General features: G+C 50.4%; 16 protein-coding genes. 7 read left to right on the forward strand and 9 right to left on the reverse strand.

Going from position 1 to position 14,699, the window contains the following annotated elements:
- Positions 1 to 261: 261 nt before the first annotated feature.
- Both AC5FXQ_RS12880 and AC5FXQ_RS12885 read left to right on the forward strand, forming a co-directional pair.
- The gene (locus tag AC5FXQ_RS12880) at positions 262 to 1,524 is read left to right on the forward strand and encodes a PAS domain-containing protein (RefSeq protein ID WP_493602834.1); all 1,263 of its coding nucleotides are present in this window, start codon (positions 262 to 264) and stop codon (positions 1,522 to 1,524) included.
- Positions 1,525 to 1,550: 26 nt separating this feature from the next.
- Positions 1,551 to 1,916 (forward strand): histidine kinase, encoded by a 366-nt coding sequence (locus AC5FXQ_RS12885; RefSeq protein ID WP_493602835.1) that lies wholly within the window; start codon positions 1,551 to 1,553, stop codon positions 1,914 to 1,916.
- Positions 1,917 to 1,983: 67 nt separating this feature from the next.
- On the opposite strand, the gene AC5FXQ_RS12890 is transcribed toward AC5FXQ_RS12885, so the two are convergent.
- The 6 genes from AC5FXQ_RS12890 to AC5FXQ_RS12915 all read right to left on the reverse strand — a co-directional run bounded on the left by AC5FXQ_RS12890 (position 1,984) and on the right by AC5FXQ_RS12915 (position 7,438).
- A complete protein-coding gene (locus AC5FXQ_RS12890) occupies positions 1,984 to 2,982 on the reverse strand; it encodes a beta-ketoacyl-ACP synthase III (protein ID WP_493602836.1) in 999 nt (332 codons plus the stop codon).
- A 133-nt stretch (positions 2,983 to 3,115) separates the two neighbouring features.
- Positions 3,116 to 4,060 carry a phosphate acyltransferase PlsX gene (gene plsX / locus AC5FXQ_RS12895; RefSeq protein ID WP_493602837.1) on the reverse strand — a complete coding sequence of 315 codons (945 nt, stop codon included), beginning with the start codon at positions 4,058 to 4,060 and terminating at the stop codon, positions 3,116 to 3,118.
- Positions 4,061 to 4,110: 50 nt separating this feature from the next.
- Complete coding sequence (rpmF, locus tag AC5FXQ_RS12900; protein WP_007658910.1) at positions 4,111 to 4,308, reverse strand: 50S ribosomal protein L32; 198 nt, start codon at positions 4,306 to 4,308, stop codon at positions 4,111 to 4,113.
- Between the two features lie 54 nt (positions 4,309 to 4,362).
- Complete coding sequence (locus AC5FXQ_RS12905) at positions 4,363 to 4,908, reverse strand: YceD family protein (RefSeq protein ID WP_493602838.1); 546 nt, start codon at positions 4,906 to 4,908, stop codon at positions 4,363 to 4,365.
- A 66-nt stretch (positions 4,909 to 4,974) separates the two neighbouring features.
- On the reverse strand, positions 4,975 to 5,997 hold the full coding sequence (pdxA, locus tag AC5FXQ_RS12910; protein ID WP_493602839.1) for a 4-hydroxythreonine-4-phosphate dehydrogenase PdxA: 1,023 nt from the start codon (positions 5,995 to 5,997) through the stop codon (positions 4,975 to 4,977).
- 7 nt (positions 5,998 to 6,004) lie between these two features.
- Positions 6,005 to 7,438, reverse strand: coding sequence for a leucyl aminopeptidase family protein (locus AC5FXQ_RS12915; protein ID WP_493602840.1), 1,434 nt, complete (start codon positions 7,436 to 7,438; stop codon positions 6,005 to 6,007).
- 158 nt (positions 7,439 to 7,596) lie between these two features.
- Here AC5FXQ_RS12915 and rsmA point away from each other — a divergent pair, with 158 nt between their 5' ends.
- The 5 genes from rsmA (at position 7,597) to AC5FXQ_RS12940 (ending at position 11,889) form a co-directional block, all read left to right on the forward strand.
- On the forward strand, positions 7,597 to 8,376 hold the full coding sequence (gene rsmA / locus AC5FXQ_RS12920; RefSeq protein ID WP_493602841.1) for a 16S rRNA (adenine(1518)-N(6)/adenine(1519)-N(6))-dimethyltransferase RsmA: 780 nt from the start codon (positions 7,597 to 7,599) through the stop codon (positions 8,374 to 8,376).
- Positions 8,377 to 8,380: 4 nt separating this feature from the next.
- Positions 8,381 to 9,733: a magnesium transporter gene (gene mgtE, locus AC5FXQ_RS12925; protein WP_493602842.1), complete on the forward strand. Its 1,353-nt coding sequence runs from the start codon at positions 8,381 to 8,383 to the stop codon at positions 9,731 to 9,733.
- A gap of 4 nt (positions 9,734 to 9,737) precedes the next feature.
- Positions 9,738 to 10,691 carry an NAD(P)-dependent oxidoreductase gene (locus AC5FXQ_RS12930; protein WP_493602843.1) on the forward strand — a complete coding sequence of 318 codons (954 nt, stop codon included), beginning with the start codon at positions 9,738 to 9,740 and terminating at the stop codon, positions 10,689 to 10,691.
- A 318-nt stretch (positions 10,692 to 11,009) separates the two neighbouring features.
- The gene (gene greA, locus AC5FXQ_RS12935; protein WP_493602844.1) at positions 11,010 to 11,483 is read left to right on the forward strand and encodes a transcription elongation factor GreA; all 474 of its coding nucleotides are present in this window, start codon (positions 11,010 to 11,012) and stop codon (positions 11,481 to 11,483) included.
- Positions 11,484 to 11,487: 4 nt separating this feature from the next.
- Positions 11,488 to 11,889: an HIT family protein gene (locus AC5FXQ_RS12940; protein WP_493602845.1), complete on the forward strand. Its 402-nt coding sequence runs from the start codon at positions 11,488 to 11,490 to the stop codon at positions 11,887 to 11,889.
- A 68-nt stretch (positions 11,890 to 11,957) separates the two neighbouring features.
- On the opposite strand, the gene AC5FXQ_RS12945 is transcribed toward AC5FXQ_RS12940, so the two are convergent.
- From AC5FXQ_RS12945 to AC5FXQ_RS12955, 3 genes are read right to left on the reverse strand one after another with little or no spacing between them, the layout of a single operon-like run.
- The gene (locus AC5FXQ_RS12945; RefSeq protein WP_493602846.1) at positions 11,958 to 13,025 is read right to left on the reverse strand and encodes an MlaD family protein; all 1,068 of its coding nucleotides are present in this window, start codon (positions 13,023 to 13,025) and stop codon (positions 11,958 to 11,960) included.
- Positions 13,026 to 13,805, reverse strand: coding sequence for an ABC transporter ATP-binding protein (locus tag AC5FXQ_RS12950; protein ID WP_493602847.1), 780 nt, complete (start codon positions 13,803 to 13,805; stop codon positions 13,026 to 13,028). It abuts the gene before it with no gap.
- Positions 13,805 to 14,623 (reverse strand): MlaE family ABC transporter permease, encoded by an 819-nt coding sequence (locus AC5FXQ_RS12955; RefSeq protein ID WP_493602848.1) that lies wholly within the window; start codon positions 14,621 to 14,623, stop codon positions 13,805 to 13,807. The genes AC5FXQ_RS12950 and AC5FXQ_RS12955 overlap by 1 nt, the downstream gene beginning before the upstream one ends.
- Between the last annotated feature and the right edge of the window lie 76 nt (positions 14,624 to 14,699).

Genomic DNA, 14,699 nt, shown 5'->3' on the forward strand with positions numbered 1-14,699 from the left:
AATCGCTGTCTTGCAAACAAAGTTAGCTATTATACTCAAATATTGATTAAAAAGCTTAGGGCAACTTGCCCGAAAGTCAGGTTGAGAACCCGTGTACAACAAAGGCTGGCATATAAGGTGACAAGTCAGTCTTTTTATATAAATTAGCCATTATTTTAAAAAAACAGGCCATGCCAGCATGTGCGCTTTATGCCTTTCTGCGTATGGTTGTATGCCCATAGCACCTGGATGGTGCGTTTTTTTAATGTAAACCTTTTTTACATGGATTATAAGCTCATCTTTGATCATACCCCTGAAGCCCTGGTGCTGCTTGACCCCGATCTGAAAATAGTAGGAGCCAATAAGCGCTATCTTGAAGTAACGATGCGGCAGCTGGATGACATTCGCGGAAAACATTTTCTGTTGGAAGCCTTTCCGGAGCCTAATGTGCCTTATGAAGAAAATCCGGTTAGACATTCTATTGAAGAAGCCATCCAGAAAGGACACAAGGTATACCTCGATGTCATTCGCTACGCCATAGCACGGCCTGACGGAAGCGGTTACGACGAGCGTTTCTGGGAAGCCTCACACACGCCTATCCTGGATGAAAAGGGGAACCTGGTGTGTGTACTACAGGAGACGAAAGACGTGACTGAGCGGGAGGAGGCAAAAAAAGCGCTGCAGGATATCGAGCAGAAATTCCGGTTTATGGCGGACTCCATGCCGCAGCTGATTGATGCTGATGATGCAGAAGGAAACTCCACCTATTTCAATAAGCAATGGAAGACTTACTCAGGTATGCCGATCGATCAGTTGATGGCTGGCGGCTGGAAAGATACGATTCACCCGGAGGACTTGCCGGGCGCCCTGAAAGCCTGGCAGCAGTCGCTGGAGAAGGGGGAGGCCAGCCAGGTAGAGATGCGCATCCGTGACAAAGATGGTGACTTTCGCTGGTATCTGAGCCGCTACCAGCCTATGCGAAATGATGATGGGACCATCCGGATGTGGTTAGGAAGCTGCAGCGATATACATGAAATGAAGAAGCTCGTACAGGAACTTCTGGCAAGCAACGAACAGATGTCGGAACTTGCTGACCAGGTGCAACTAGCTTTTCGTAAAGTGGAGAACGAGCGGATGACATTGGAGCGTTTGATCATGCAGTCCCCGACTTTCTTCAGTATTTTAAAAGGACCTGAACATCGCTACGAACTGGTCAATCCCAAGTATCAGGAACTGTTTCCTCACGTAAATCTGATAGGTAAAACTGTGGCTGAAGCGTTGCCAGAGGTAGCCGAGCAGGGCTTTATTGAAGTACTGGATAATGTGTACCAGACTGGCAAAACTTTCGAAGCCAAAGAGATTATTGTGAAGCTGTCTAATGCGGAGGGTAAGCTGGAGGACAATTACCTCACCTTCATTTTCCAGCCGCTATTCGACGAGCATAATCAAATAATAGGTATACTGGTCGCTGGCTTTAATGTGACCGACAAATATCAGATGAAGAAGAAGCTGCAGGAATTAGGAGTCGAAGTAGATGAATTGTAGTAGCAGAAGATTTTAGGGAGAGACAGGTGAATTCAGCACAGGTAGATTTTCAGCAGATCCGGATTAAACATATTCTGTTTAAGTCCAAGGTACGTTCTGTGCTGTACGGAGGAGTGCTCGATAGCGTGTTCTTTTCTGATGCAGGTCCGATCAGCAATTGGTTTACGCAGGTGGGAAAGGTGAAGTATGGAAACGAACCGGAGTTATACAGTTTGCAGAAAACGCATAACGACTTGCTATCAAATGCAAATCAATTGTTCAGCCTGTACCGGAACGGCAGCATAGACCAGGCTCATGCAGGTATGAAGGACATTGAGAAGCTCTCTGACCGGTTTCAGGAGTTGCTGGCGCAGGTAGAGAAACGCTTAGCGCTTCGCGCCGATATCGTGTAAGTGTCACAATTCCTATAAACAGAAAAAGCGGCTAATGTGCCGCTTTTTCTGTTTATAGAGGTATAAATTATTTCGGATCGTAGGCCCACTTCACATAGATAGCGCCCCATGTAAAGCCACCACCGAAAGCCGCCAGAATCAGGTTATCTCCTTTTTTGAGTTGCTTCTCATACTCCCACAGGCAAAGTGGAATAGTGCCACTTGTTGTGTTGCCATAGCGCTCAATATTGAGCATTACTTTGTTGCTTCCAACGCCCATACGATTCGCGGTGGCGTCAATAATGCGCTTGTTCGCCTGATGCGGTACCAGCCAGGCAACATCCTCTGCTGTGAGGTTATTGCGTTCCATCACTTCAGCCGATACATCGGCCATACCTTTCACGGCAAACTTGAATACCTGCTGCCCTTCCTGGTATGCGTAGTGCTCACGTGCCTGTACCGTTTCAATCGTAGCTGGTTTGCGGCTACCGCCCGCTTTCATGTGCAGGTACTGTGCGCCTGTGCCATCAGACTTCAGCACAGAGTCCTGTATCCCGAACCCTTCTGTATTTGGCTCCAGCATCACGGCTCCACCACCATCACCAAAGATGATGCAGGTCGTGCGATCGGTATAGTCAATAATAGAGGACATCTTGTCGGCACCTACCACGATCACTTTTTTGTACTGACCCGATTCGATGAACTTCGAAGCAGTCGCCAGTGCGTAAAGGAAGCCCGAGCAGGCTGCCTGCAGGTCGTAACCGAATGCATTCACGGCGCCCACCTCTGCCGTGATCAGGTTGGCCGTCGCCGGGAAAACCATGTCAGGGGTGGTGGTGGCGCAGATGAGCAGGTCTACTTCTTCTGCTTTGGTGTTGGTTTTTTTGAGTAAGTCCAGTACTGCCGGTACTGCAATATGGGAAGTGCCTTTGCCTTCGCCCTTGAGAATGCGCCTTTCCTTTATACCGGTGCGTGAAAGAATCCATTCATCATTTGTGTCCACCATTGTCTCCAGTTCCTTGTTCGTGAGCACGTAATCGGGAACATAGCCAGCCACACCTGTAATCGCGGCAGTAATTTTACTCATGTTGTGAAAGGTATAAGTGTTGGAAGTTTAAGACGGCAATATAATAAAAAAAACTTGGCACAAACCGTCGTTACCGCAAAAAGAGTAGGGAGACAGTTTGTGCCAAGAAATATGTTTGGCCGAAGCCAGCGCCTTATTGGGCGCCTGTATGCTTTTTAAATCGCTCTGACAGGTTGGAGGCTACCATCTTCTGGGCCTGCAGCACCATGCTGCAAATTGCCTTCGGGCTGGATACTCCGTGACCGATCACGGCATTGCCATTGATACCCAGGATCGGGCTGCCACCTACGGCCTCATAGTTAAACTTGTCGAAGAACGGATCATGCATGTTCTTCTCGTTGAGGATGTCGTAGATGGATTCCGCCATCTTGAGGATAATGTTGCCTGTATACCCATCGCACACAATTACATCGGCTTTGTCGTTGAACATATCGCGTCCTTCGATGTTGCCAATGAAGTTGATGTTCGGGTTGGCTTTGAGGCGCTGGTGGGCAGCCTGTGTATTCACAGTTCCCTTTCCTTCCTCTTCGCCAAGGTTCATCAGGCCAACCTTAGGCTTTTCGATGTCCAGTACATACTTGGCGTAGATAGAACCAATCTCACCAAACTGCTCCAAAACCTCTGGCTTGCAGTCAGCATTAGCACCTACGTCGAGCATGATGCCAAAGCCGCCATTCAGTTTCGGTACCAGGCCTCCGATAGCGGGACGCAGAATACCTTCAGTGGCTTTTACGCTGAACATGGCTCCAACCAGCATGGCGCCAGTATTGCCGGCGCTGCAGAAAGCATGTGCTTTCCCAGCTTTAAGCAATCCATAACCAACAGCAATGCTGGAGTCAGGCTTTTGGGTCAGGGCTTTGGTGGGGTGTTCTCCCATTTCAATGACCTGGGTGGCATTCATCACTTTGATGCCTGTGCCTGTGTATCCATATTCTTCTAGCAGCGGATTGATTTCTTCTTCCTTACCTATCAGCAGGATTTCATAATCAGTGTCAAGCTGCTCTGCGGCTAACAAAGCACCCTTTACAGTTGCTTCGGGTGCAAAGTCGCCGCCCATAGCGTCCAGGGCGATCCTCATGTACTGGATGGAGTTAAATTATACAGAACTAAACAGAGTACAGTCTAAGCTTACTGAGCGTTAGTTGTATAATTTTTGATCGCCAATTTGCCTTTGTGGTACAGGTCACCTTCTACCACATAAGCATGGTGGAACAGGTGAGGGGTATCTGTAGTAGGGCAGATAGCAATCGCTTTCTCAGAGAGCTTCTGGTGAGTTCTTCTCTTATCTCTTCTGGTCTTCGAAATCTTGCGTTTAGGATGTGCCATTTTTAGTTAAAAATTTACTTGCTGTTATTTAATACTTTATTATTCTACTGCTTGTTAGTTCAGGTTTTTCAAAGCGTCCCAACGCGGATCAATGTCGTCCTCGTCATCACCGTTGTCGTCGCTCTCACTATCGCCTCCCTTGCGTGAAGAGTAGATCAGGATATCCCTTTCATCTTCTTCATCGAGCTCTTCCACAAAACGTGGGTGAAGCTTTTTCATAGGCAGCGATAGGCCTATGTAATCATACAGGTGCTGTGCCACATTGAGCGTCTGTGTCTCGGGCGTAATCTGCCACAAGTCCTCGTCGAGCTCGGCATTCTCAGGACCAAACTTGATCAGCAGTGTCTCTTCTATGTCCACTGGCTGGTCAAACTCCTCCAGACTGCGGTCGCAGGTGAGGCGTACATGCCCTTTGATGTCAAAATGCAGTGTCAGCAGCGACTCGGTCTTATCGAGCTCTACCTTTGCCAGTAGCTTTCCCCCCAGTATGATCTCCTGCTCAAACAAAGAGAAGAATGAATCGTCCATCTCAAACTCATAAGAATGCTTCTTATTGCTGAGTTTGGCGATGCCGATTTCGTAGTCTCTAAGCTTTTTCACTACCGTGTTTTTATTGCAAGACGCAAAATTAGAACATTATTTTGACAAATAAAATAGCAGCCCTATTTATAAAACAGGCTTTTGCTCCGTCTGGCGCTTTTTTATGATGTCGCAGGCAAGGAACAATGCTTCTCTGAAAGAGGTTTCATCGGCTGTGTGTTTGCCGGCTATGTCGTAAGCGGTGCCGTGGTCCGGTGAAGTGCGCACGATTGGCAAACCGGCCGTATAGTTTACCCCTGTTTCCATCGCGAGCGTCTTGAAAGGGATAAGTCCCTGGTCGTGGTACATGCTCAGCACCGCGTCGAACTGCTTGTATAAGCGCATACCAAAGAAGCCATCGGCAGGGTAGGGGCCGAACACCAAATGTCCTTTTTCTTTCAGCTGCATCACGGCCGGGCGGATGATCTCTGTTTCCTCCGTGCCCAGCAGGCCCTTCTCACCGGCATGCGGATTAAGACCCAGCACGGCGATGCGTGGTTTCAGAATGCCGAAGTCACGACGCAGCGACTCCTGCAGGATGGTGATCTTGCGGATGATCAGGTCGAAGTTGAGCTTGCTGGCTACGTCCTTTACAGGTATATGCCCCGTCACGGTGGCAACACGCAAGTCGTCGGCTACGAGCAGCATCAGGCTGTCGGCAGCGTCGAAGTAGGAGGTCAGGAACTCGGTATGGCCCGGGAATTTGAATTCCTCGGACTGTATGTTGTCTTTGTCGATCGGGGCCGTTACCAGACCGTCCAGCAGACCGGCCTTCAAATCCTGACAAGCGGCCATGAGTGAGTCAAGCGAGGCCTTGCCAGACTCTGGCTTTGGTGTGCCCGGCTCTACGGCGATGTCTTCTTCCCAACAGTTGATCAGGTTGATTTTTTTAGCTACAAGCTCCTGCGCAGAGCCTACTTGCTGGTAGTGGAAATGCTCGGCACTCAGGGCCTTGCGCACCTTATTGATCACGCCGGCAGAACCGTAGATTACCGGAGTGCAGAAGTTGAGAATGCGCTGGTCTGAAAGGGTTTTGACGATGATCTCCGGGCCGATGCCGTTTGTGTCGCCGATGCTGATGCCTATTTTTGCTTTGTGTCTGTTGTCCATTTTTTGCTTAGTTAGCCTGCGAGCTAAGGTAGTTGTAAACGAGGCGTACGCCTGAACCGGTAGCCAGTTTGCCACGGTAAGAGTCTTCACCTAATAAATAGGCTGTTCCGGCTATGTCGAAGTGTACCCACGGATAGTCGGTGAAATACTCCAGGAACACACCCGCTGAGATAGCACCAGCCTCGGCACCGCCCAGGTTCTTGATGTCGGCTATGTCTGACTCGATGTGCTTCTTGTACTCATCCCAAAGCGGAAACTCCACAATGCGCTCGTGCTCTGCCTCACCGGCTTTTTTCAGGGCTGTCATCACTTCATCGCCGGCATTGCTCATCGCCACCAGGCCTTCTTTGCCGATGGCGCGGGCCGCGGCGCCTGTCAGCGTAGCCATATCGATCACCAGTTCCGGCTTATACCTTTGCGCAAAGCTCAGCGCATCGGCCAGGATCAGGCGTCCTTCGGCGTCGGTGTTGAGCACCTCCACGGTCATGCCATTGTGCATAGTGATCACATCGCCTGGGGCGTAAGCTTTTCCGCCCGGACGGTTGTCGGTGGCAGGTATAAGCGCGATCACGTGCAGCTGTATGTTGTTCTTTGCCAATGCGTACATAACACCCGCCACGGCAGCAGCGCCAGCCATGTCAGACTTCATATAGTCCATGGATTGCGGCGTTGGCTTCAGGCTAAGGCCACCGGTGTCGTATACCACCCCTTTGCCTACCAGCACGTAAGGCTTGGCGTTCGTGGCGCCTTCTGGCTTCCATTCCAGTATGTTAAAGGTAGGCGGCTCTTCACTGCCCTGGTTGACAGCCAGCAGACCACCCATCTTCAGCGACTGTATCTGCAGCTCATCGAACACCTGCGTATTAAAACCAGCCTTTTCGCCCAGTTCTATCAGTTGTTCGCTGAACTGCGTTGCACTTTGGTGGCTGTTGGGCTCGTTTACCAGATCGCGGGTCACGGTCACAGCATCGAGTACGTTTTGTAGCTCCATCACGTCAAACTCAGACAGGTTTTCGTCTGTCAGTACGATGGTCTGCAGCGAACTTGGCTTGCTGTTTTTGGTTTTGTATTTCTGAAACTGGTAGTTGCTCAGGTACAGGCCCTCGGCCAGGTAGGGACTAGCCTCTGATTTGGTGAGATCCTGAATGGCTAACTCAGCCACCTTGTCGGCTTTGAGTTGCTTGAGCAGGGCATAGCCTGCCTGGCGCAGGTTCTCTCTGGTGGCGTTCTGCGATTTCCCCTCCGTGTATACCACCACGTATACCCGCTGGGTATAGCGGTTCAGGGAAACGATCTTCGCTTCCGCTTCGAGTTGGCGTTTCAGGTAGGCGGTTTCGTCTGAGCTTAGCTCTGCGAGTGAATCCGTCTGATCAGCCCGCACAATCAGGGCTACGTCTGTATTTTTACCTACCGATGTATTGTATTTGAGTTGTGTTGGCATTTGTCATTCGTATCTTTGAGCACGCAATATAGTAAGTATATAGTGTAATGCGAAAAAGCCCGGTACAGGTATAGCCAATGCCGGTGTCGCATATAAATAAGGTATAACGGGTTTCCGGCAAAATTGTCTTGACAAGCCGGCGCCATAACGCATAGCATGTGAGCAAAGTAAGTCCTAAAAAGCACCTGGGCCAGCACTTCCTGGTAGACCAGAACATCGCCCGCAAGATTGTGGAGCAATTGACTTTGCCCGGTGGGGTAGAGGATGTGCTGGAGATCGGTCCTGGTATGGGAGTGCTCACGCAGTACATGCTCCAGCACAAGGAGTACCGCACGACCGTGTTGGACATCGACCGCGAGTCCATTGCCTACCTGCAGCAGCACTTTCCGGCTTTGGGCGACCGCATCATATCGGCTGACTTTCTGAAGACCGACCTGAGCAAACTGTTCCCGGGTAAGTTCGCCATCATCGGCAATTTTCCTTACAACATTTCCAGCCAGATTTTCTTCAAGGTGCTCGAACACCGTGATGTGGTGCCGGAAGTCGTATGTATGATTCAGAAGGAAGTGGCTGAACGATTGGCCTCACCTCCCGGTAATAAAGCGTACGGCATATTAAGTGTGCTCCTGCAGGCCTTCTATACCATTGATTATAAGTTCACGGTGCACGAGAATGTGTTCCACCCGCCACCCAAAGTTAAGTCAGGCGTTATCAGTGTGGTGCGCAACGATCGGCAGAGCCTGCCGTGTGACGAAAAGCTTTTTTTCTCGGTGGTGAAAAACAGTTTTGGAACAAGGCGCAAAACGCTGCGTAACTGCCTCAAGACATTTAACCTGCCGCCAGAAGTGACGGAGCAGCCTGTTTTCGACAAAAGAGCGGAGCAGCTGTCAGTAGAGGATTTTATAGCATTGACCCAGCTCGTAGAGCAGAACATATAATACCATGCAGGTAGAGATCACACGTGAATACATAGAACAGGTTGAAGAGGCGATCACACGCGACGACAAGGGGTTCATACTGGAGTCCATGTCCGACATGTATCCGGCTGACATCACGACGGTGTTGTACGAGCTGGACACCAACGAGTCGAAGTACGTGCTGGACCTCCTGCCTCCCGATATTGGTTCTCAGATTCTCAGTGATCTTGACTATGACATACGCACAGACTTCCTGGCCTACTTCACAAGCCAGGAAATAGCCCGCTACGTCAACCTGATGGACTCGGATGACGCCGTAGACATTCTGAACGAAATGAATGTGCAACGGCGGGAGGAAGTGATTGCCCTGCTTGAAAACGAAGAGAAAGCAGATGACATTCTGGACCTCTTGCACTACGAGGAGGACTGTGCCGGTGGTCTGATGGCGAAAGAGCTTATCAAGGTGAATATCAACTGGCGCGTGCGGCAGTGTATTGAAGAAATACGCAGACAGGCGGAGGATGTGGAGCGCATCTATACGGTATATGTGGTTGATAACCGCGACATCCTGCTAGGCCGCCTGAGTATTAAAGCGCTGCTGCTCTCCAAAGATGACAAACTGGTAAAAGAGATTTATAATGAGGACGTGATTTCGATTGAGTCGTTCCGGGACGAAAACGAGGTAGTGGCCGTCATGCAGAAATACGACCTGGAGGCTATACCTGTCGTGAACATACAGGGCCGTTTGCTGGGGCGCATCACCATCGACGACGTGATCGATGTAATGCAGGAACAGGCTGAACTAAGCCGTCAGCTCATGACGGGTATCTCCGAAAATGTAGAGGAAGATGACAGCGTGTTCCGCATCTCGCGCTCCCGTATACCCTGGCTCGTGATCGGTATGGTGGGCGGTTTGCTGGCCGCGCACTTCATGGGTTTCTTCGAGGCCGATATTGCCATGCTGCCGGCTTTGGCGCTGTTTGTACCGCTTATTACAGCAACGGGCGGTAATGTAGGTATACAGTCCTCTTCCATCATCATTCAAACGCTCTCTTCAAACGCCGTGATCTTCGAGAACTTTGCCCAGCGTCTCTTGAAGCTCATCCTGGTTGCCCTGCTGAACGCCCTGATTATTTCAGCCCTTGTGTTTGGCTTCTCCTACCTATTCCGGCAGGACCTGAAATTGTCAATGGTAGTGTCGGTCGCACTGTTCTCGGTTGTGATGCTGGCCTCCCTGATGGGTACGCTGACTCCGATGGTGCTTGATAAGATGGGCGTGAATCCTGCTGTTGCCGCCGGGCCTTTTATCACAACCGCGAATGACTTGTTGGGCCTGGCAATATACTTTGGTGTAGCGCATATGCTGTATGATTTGTAATACCATGTCCACAATTCGCATCCTCATTATCGACGAAGTGCACCCTAGTATGTTTCCTATGCTGGAAGGTATAGGTATAGCCTATGATTACCGGCCGGAGATAAAACCCATAGAGGTATGCGAGGCCTTAGTGGAGTTTGAGGGGCTGATCGTGCGGAGCAAAATGCGGATAACAGCAGAAACGATTAAACTAGCTGATCGGCTCATGTTTGTGGCCAGAGCTGGTGCGGGTCTGGACAACATTGATGCCGAAGCGCTGCAACAGAGAGGTATAGCCCTGATAGGAGCCAATGAAGGCAACCGGCAGGCGGTGGGGGAGCATGCGCTGGGTATGCTGCTCAGTCTGATGCGCAACATCACGCGTGGCGACCGGCAGGTGCGCGACAAGGTATGGCTGCGCGAAAAAAACAGGGGAGAGGAGATCAGCGGCAAAACGGTTGGCATTATCGGCTACGGAAACATGGGGCAAAGCTTTGCCCGTGTGTTGAGTGGCTTCGGTTGCCGCATCCTGGCCTACGACCGATTTGCCCCTGAAAAAATTACAGCACCGGCTGAGTCTGTGTCGCTCGAGGCCTTGCAGGCGGAAGCAGATATAGTGAGTCTGCATATACCTTACATACCGGAAAACCGGGCCTTCGCGGATGATGCTTTTTTTGAGGGCTTCAGCAAACCGATCTGGTTCATGAATACCTCCCGCGGTGAGGTAGTGGACCAGGCTGCGTTAGTAAGGCACTTGCAGCATGGCAAGCTCAAAGGGGCAGCGCTGGACGTGCTGGAGAACGAGAAGCTCCAGAGCCTGACCGAAGAGCAAAGCCGTAGTTTTGATTACCTGAAATCGGCTGATCATGTGGTGCTCACCCCCCATATTGCAGGCTGGACCCATGAGTCTTATGTGAAGATTAACGAGGTACTGGTGCAGAAAATACAGGCCTTGCAGGAGGCCGGTAAGCTTTCTTGAGAATACCTGCTCCAGGGCTGTCCTATGCTGCCGGGTTTACGTATAGAAGAGATGTTGGCGCCTAAAAGATCGCCTTCAGGGGCTTGCAAATAAGTATTGCAGAAAGATTTTGTATTAAAATAAATTTGTATATTTGCTCAACACAGTGCCACTGGGGGATGCCCGTGTGCATGTGGCTTGCCCAGAATTCCCGGCTTGTTTTGAAGCAGCCAGGCTGAAGAAGAAAAAATTAATCATCAACATATCAGGCAAAAAGAACGGTTATGTTTCACATAGCCGTTCTTTTTGTTTTTGTGTTTTAAAACGTGAAGACATATTATGAGCAACATTTCTTATTACACCGCTGAAGGTTTACAAAAGCTGAAGGAAGAGCTGCACGACCTAAAGACAAGAGGCCGCTCAGAGGTGGCCCGCCAGTTGTCTGAAGCACGCGACAAAGGGGACTTGAGTGAGAACGCTGAGTATGACGCCGCCAAAGACGCACAGGGTCACCTGGAACTGAAAATTGCCAAACTCGAGGAAGTGGTTGGTAACGCCCGTCTCATAGACGAGTCGAACCTGGACACGAGCAAGGCGCTGATTCTCTCCAAGGTGAAGATCAAGAACCTGAAGAACAACATGGTGATGGACTATACCCTGGTAGCGGAAGAAGAAGCGGACCTGGCTTCGGGCAAAATTTCGGTAAAGTCTCCGATCGGTAAAGGATTGTTGGGCAAGTCAGTCGGCGAAAAAGCCGAGATAACCGTACCAGCTGGTAAGATCGAGTTCGAAATACTGGAAATTAGTCGCTAAGCTTATGGAGCCATCTATCTTCACTAAAATTGTAAAAGGCGAGATTCCTGCATACAAAATAGCCGAGGATGATCGCTACCTGGCCTTTCTGGATGTGTTTCCCACGACCAAAGGCCATACCCTCGTTATACCTAAGCAGCAGATCGACTACCTGTTTGACCTGGATGACGAGCTATACCTGGGCCTGATGGCATTTGCCAAAAAAGTGGCGGCTGCAGTAGAGAAAGCTGTGCCATGCAAGCGCATTGGTGTAGCGGTAGTAGGGCTGGAAGTACCCCATGCGCACGTGCACCTGATCCCGCTTAACAAGATGGCAGATATGAACTTCGCCAACAAGCAGCAGTTCAGCAAAGAAGAGTTTGAAGAAGTAGCCGAAAAAATCCGGAAGGAATATGAGGCTGCTTAAGGTATAGCAAGGCTGTGCCGGTAAACAAAAGGGGCGAATCAGAAAGATTCGCCCCTTTTGTTTTATGCTTAATTTTCTATCAGGATGGAAGGTTTAAACTCCTGCCTGGTGGTGTCTTTGGGCTGTACCTGTTGCGGCGCAGGCTGCTGTTTCTGTTGCTCCTGCTGCTTGGCCTGCTCGCGTGCCTGTCGTCTGAAGAAGCCTCTGAACAGGAAGTTGCTCTGCAGCGCCTCCATGTTCTGGTCCAGCTTCTCGGTGCCGGTCTCCAGGTTTTGCATCGTGCTTTGCAGCTGACGGGCAAATTGCTGATCGTTCAGGAGCACCCCCACAGCACTGTTGTTGTTGTTCAGACGGCTGCTGGCCGTGCGCAGGTTCTCGGTTATTTCAGAAGTCGAGGCTGTGGCCTCTTCCAGCTGCGTCATCGAATTCTTCAGCTGCTGGAACACTTCCTTGTCTGTCGCAAGCTGGTTAGCTAGTCCACCCGGTGAGTTGAGTTTGTTGGTGAAAGCTGAAAGGGAGCGGGAGGCATTGACCGTGCTTTGTGAGGTGCGCTGCAGGTTGGCCACCACATCACGGAAGTCCTGCGCCATGGTCGTGTCAGTAAGTAGGGCACCAACGGTTCCCTCGCCGTTTACGAGACGGGAGGTAAGCTGCTTAAAGTCGCCGGTGATCGCTACCAGGTTTTCGTTGTTCTGTTGCAGCTTCTCCATCAGGTCATCCGTGTTGAGCGGACTCACAGCCGTAATTCTGTCCCCATCCTGAATAGGAGCGGCTGACTGGGTGCCACCGTCAATCACGATGTTCTTGTTGCCGATAAAGCTTTCAGAGCTGATGCGGGCGGAGGCATTCTTTCGGATGTACTGCTGCACCTTCTCCTCGATGTTCATGACCACCTCTACCTGTGAGTCGCCGTACAGATTGATGGATTTGATCGTGCCGATCTTCACTCCCGAAAACCAGACATTGTTACCGGTTCGCAAACCGGCCACATCGTCAAATATGGCTGTCAGCGTGATCGTGCTGATCAGGCGCTTTTGCTGACCGGCTAGGGTAAAGATACCCGCCACCAGGATCACGATCGCCAGGAAAGTGAAAATGCCAACTATAACCGTGCGTTTATTATCTGCAGAACTCATCTAGTCTATAAAGTTGTAGTTATAAAATGATTGTACGCGCTCGTCATTACTATCGAACACTTCCTCAAACGTACCTTCGCGCTGGAACTGTCCGTCGAGCAGCATCACTACTCTGTCTCCTACGGCGCGGGCGCAGGTTAGGTCGTGCGTGATGATAATGGACGAGGTATTGAACCTGCTCTGTACTTCGTTGATCAGGTTATTGATTTCGATACAGGTAATGGGGTCCAGACCGGCAGTGGGCTCGTCGTATAGCATGATCTCTGGTTTCAGGATCAGCGTACGGGCAATGCCGATGCGTTTGCGCTGACCACCTGACAGCTCAGAAGGCATCTGGTTGATTGCCTGTGCAAGTCCTACAGCCTCGAGCACATAATGAATCAGCTCCTCACGTTCGGTTTCCGACATATGTTTTGCGTGCCGCACCAGCGGAAATTCCAGGTTCTCCCGCACCGTCATACTGTCGTAGAGGGCGCTGTTCTGGAACGAAAATCCGATCTTGAGCCGAAGCGCATCCAATTCCCGCGGCTTGAGCGTGCCTACTTCTTTGCCCAGCACATTGACAGAGCCTTCGTCTCCGTACAACAGGCCTGAGATGATCTTGATCAAAACTGACTTACCTGTACCTGAACGGCCCAGCACGACCAGGTTTTCTCCTTTGAACAGGTCCAGGTCCACGCCTTTGAGAACCTCAAAATCGTCGAATGCTTTTTTGAGGCCCCGGATAGAAATTACCTTCTCGTTTCTATCAATGTTGGGATTTATTTCTTTTGCCTCCATTAAAAAGCTCTGATTGCGTTAATGACCTGCATGATGAGCAGCTCTTCAATAAAAATAAGGAACATGGCCGTCACCACCGACGAGTTGGCCGCTTTACCCACACCCTCTGTGCCCTTTGAAGAGTTATAACCTTTGTAGCAGCCCACCATACCGATAGTAAAGCCAAAAATCACGGATTTAACCGATGAGGCAATGATATCCAAAAACGTAATGGCATCGAACACCTGGTAAAAGAAAGTGGTGAGCGTTGTCAACTCGTTCTGGTGCACGTTGAGGTAACCGCCAAGCAGCGACACGAGGGTGGTGTACATGGTCAGCGCCGGAATCATTAAAGTTGATGCCAGCACACGGCTCACCACCAGGAATTTAAAAGGATTGGTAGCCGACACTTCCATGGCGTCGATCTGCTCGGTTACCCGCATAGAGCCCAGCTCGGCACCGATAGCGGAACCTACCCGGCCGGCTGCAATAAGTGCCGTCACCAGCGGACCAATGGCCCGGATGATCGCCACAGAAATAAGAGCGGGCAGGAGAGAGGTAGCGCCAAAGTCAGCCAGGGAAGGGCGCGACTGGTTTGTGAATACGATACCGATGATAAAACCAGTGAGCGAGATGAGCGGCAGGGAGCGCACTCCTATTTCGTAACACTGCTTGATAATTTCTTTGAATTCGTATGGCGGGAACCACATTTCCTTAAAAAACCGCGCATTGAAACGGTATATCCTGGCCAACTCGACAAATATTCTGTCGAGTCTGCGTGTCGTAACATACCTGCGCCGGGCTGGAGCACTTCCCGGTTTATCTTTGTCTAAATCCATTTAAGCTTTTTAGGATTCATATGTACGCTTACCCGTGAAAAGGCAGCGGCAAATTAAATCAAAATTAAGAATAAGC

This window comes from Pontibacter sp. LHS1 (assembly GCF_058932855.1).

Excerpts from the sequence above, each read along its gene's own strand:
- AC5FXQ_RS12880 (WP_493602834.1), top strand. The coding sequence starts at position 262 with ATGGATTATAAGCTCATCTTTGATCATACCCCTGAAGCCCTGGTGCTG.
- AC5FXQ_RS12890 (WP_493602836.1), bottom strand. The coding sequence starts at position 2,982 with ATGAGTAAAATTACTGCCGCGATTACAGGTGTGGCTGGCTATGTTCCC.
- plsX (WP_493602837.1), bottom strand. The coding sequence starts at position 4,060 with ATGAGGATCGCCCTGGACGCTATGGGCGGCGACTTTGCACCCGAAGCA.
- rpmF (WP_007658910.1), bottom strand. The coding sequence starts at position 4,308 with ATGGCACATCCTAAACGCAAGATTTCGAAGACCAGAAGAGATAAGAGA.
- pdxA (WP_493602839.1), bottom strand. The coding sequence starts at position 5,997 with ATGGACAACAGACACAAAGCAAAAATAGGCATCAGCATCGGCGACACA.
- AC5FXQ_RS12915 (WP_493602840.1), bottom strand. The coding sequence starts at position 7,438 with ATGCCAACACAACTCAAATACAATACATCGGTAGGTAAAAATACAGAC.
- mgtE (WP_493602842.1), top strand. The coding sequence starts at position 8,381 with ATGCAGGTAGAGATCACACGTGAATACATAGAACAGGTTGAAGAGGCG.
- AC5FXQ_RS12930 (WP_493602843.1), top strand. The coding sequence starts at position 9,738 with ATGTCCACAATTCGCATCCTCATTATCGACGAAGTGCACCCTAGTATG.
- greA (WP_493602844.1), top strand. The coding sequence starts at position 11,010 with ATGAGCAACATTTCTTATTACACCGCTGAAGGTTTACAAAAGCTGAAG.
- AC5FXQ_RS12940 (WP_493602845.1), top strand. The coding sequence starts at position 11,488 with ATGGAGCCATCTATCTTCACTAAAATTGTAAAAGGCGAGATTCCTGCA.
- AC5FXQ_RS12945 (WP_493602846.1), bottom strand. The coding sequence starts at position 13,025 with ATGAGTTCTGCAGATAATAAACGCACGGTTATAGTTGGCATTTTCACT.
- AC5FXQ_RS12950 (WP_493602847.1), bottom strand. The coding sequence starts at position 13,805 with ATGGAGGCAAAAGAAATAAATCCCAACATTGATAGAAACGAGAAGGTA.
- AC5FXQ_RS12955 (WP_493602848.1), bottom strand. The coding sequence starts at position 14,623 with ATGGATTTAGACAAAGATAAACCGGGAAGTGCTCCAGCCCGGCGCAGG.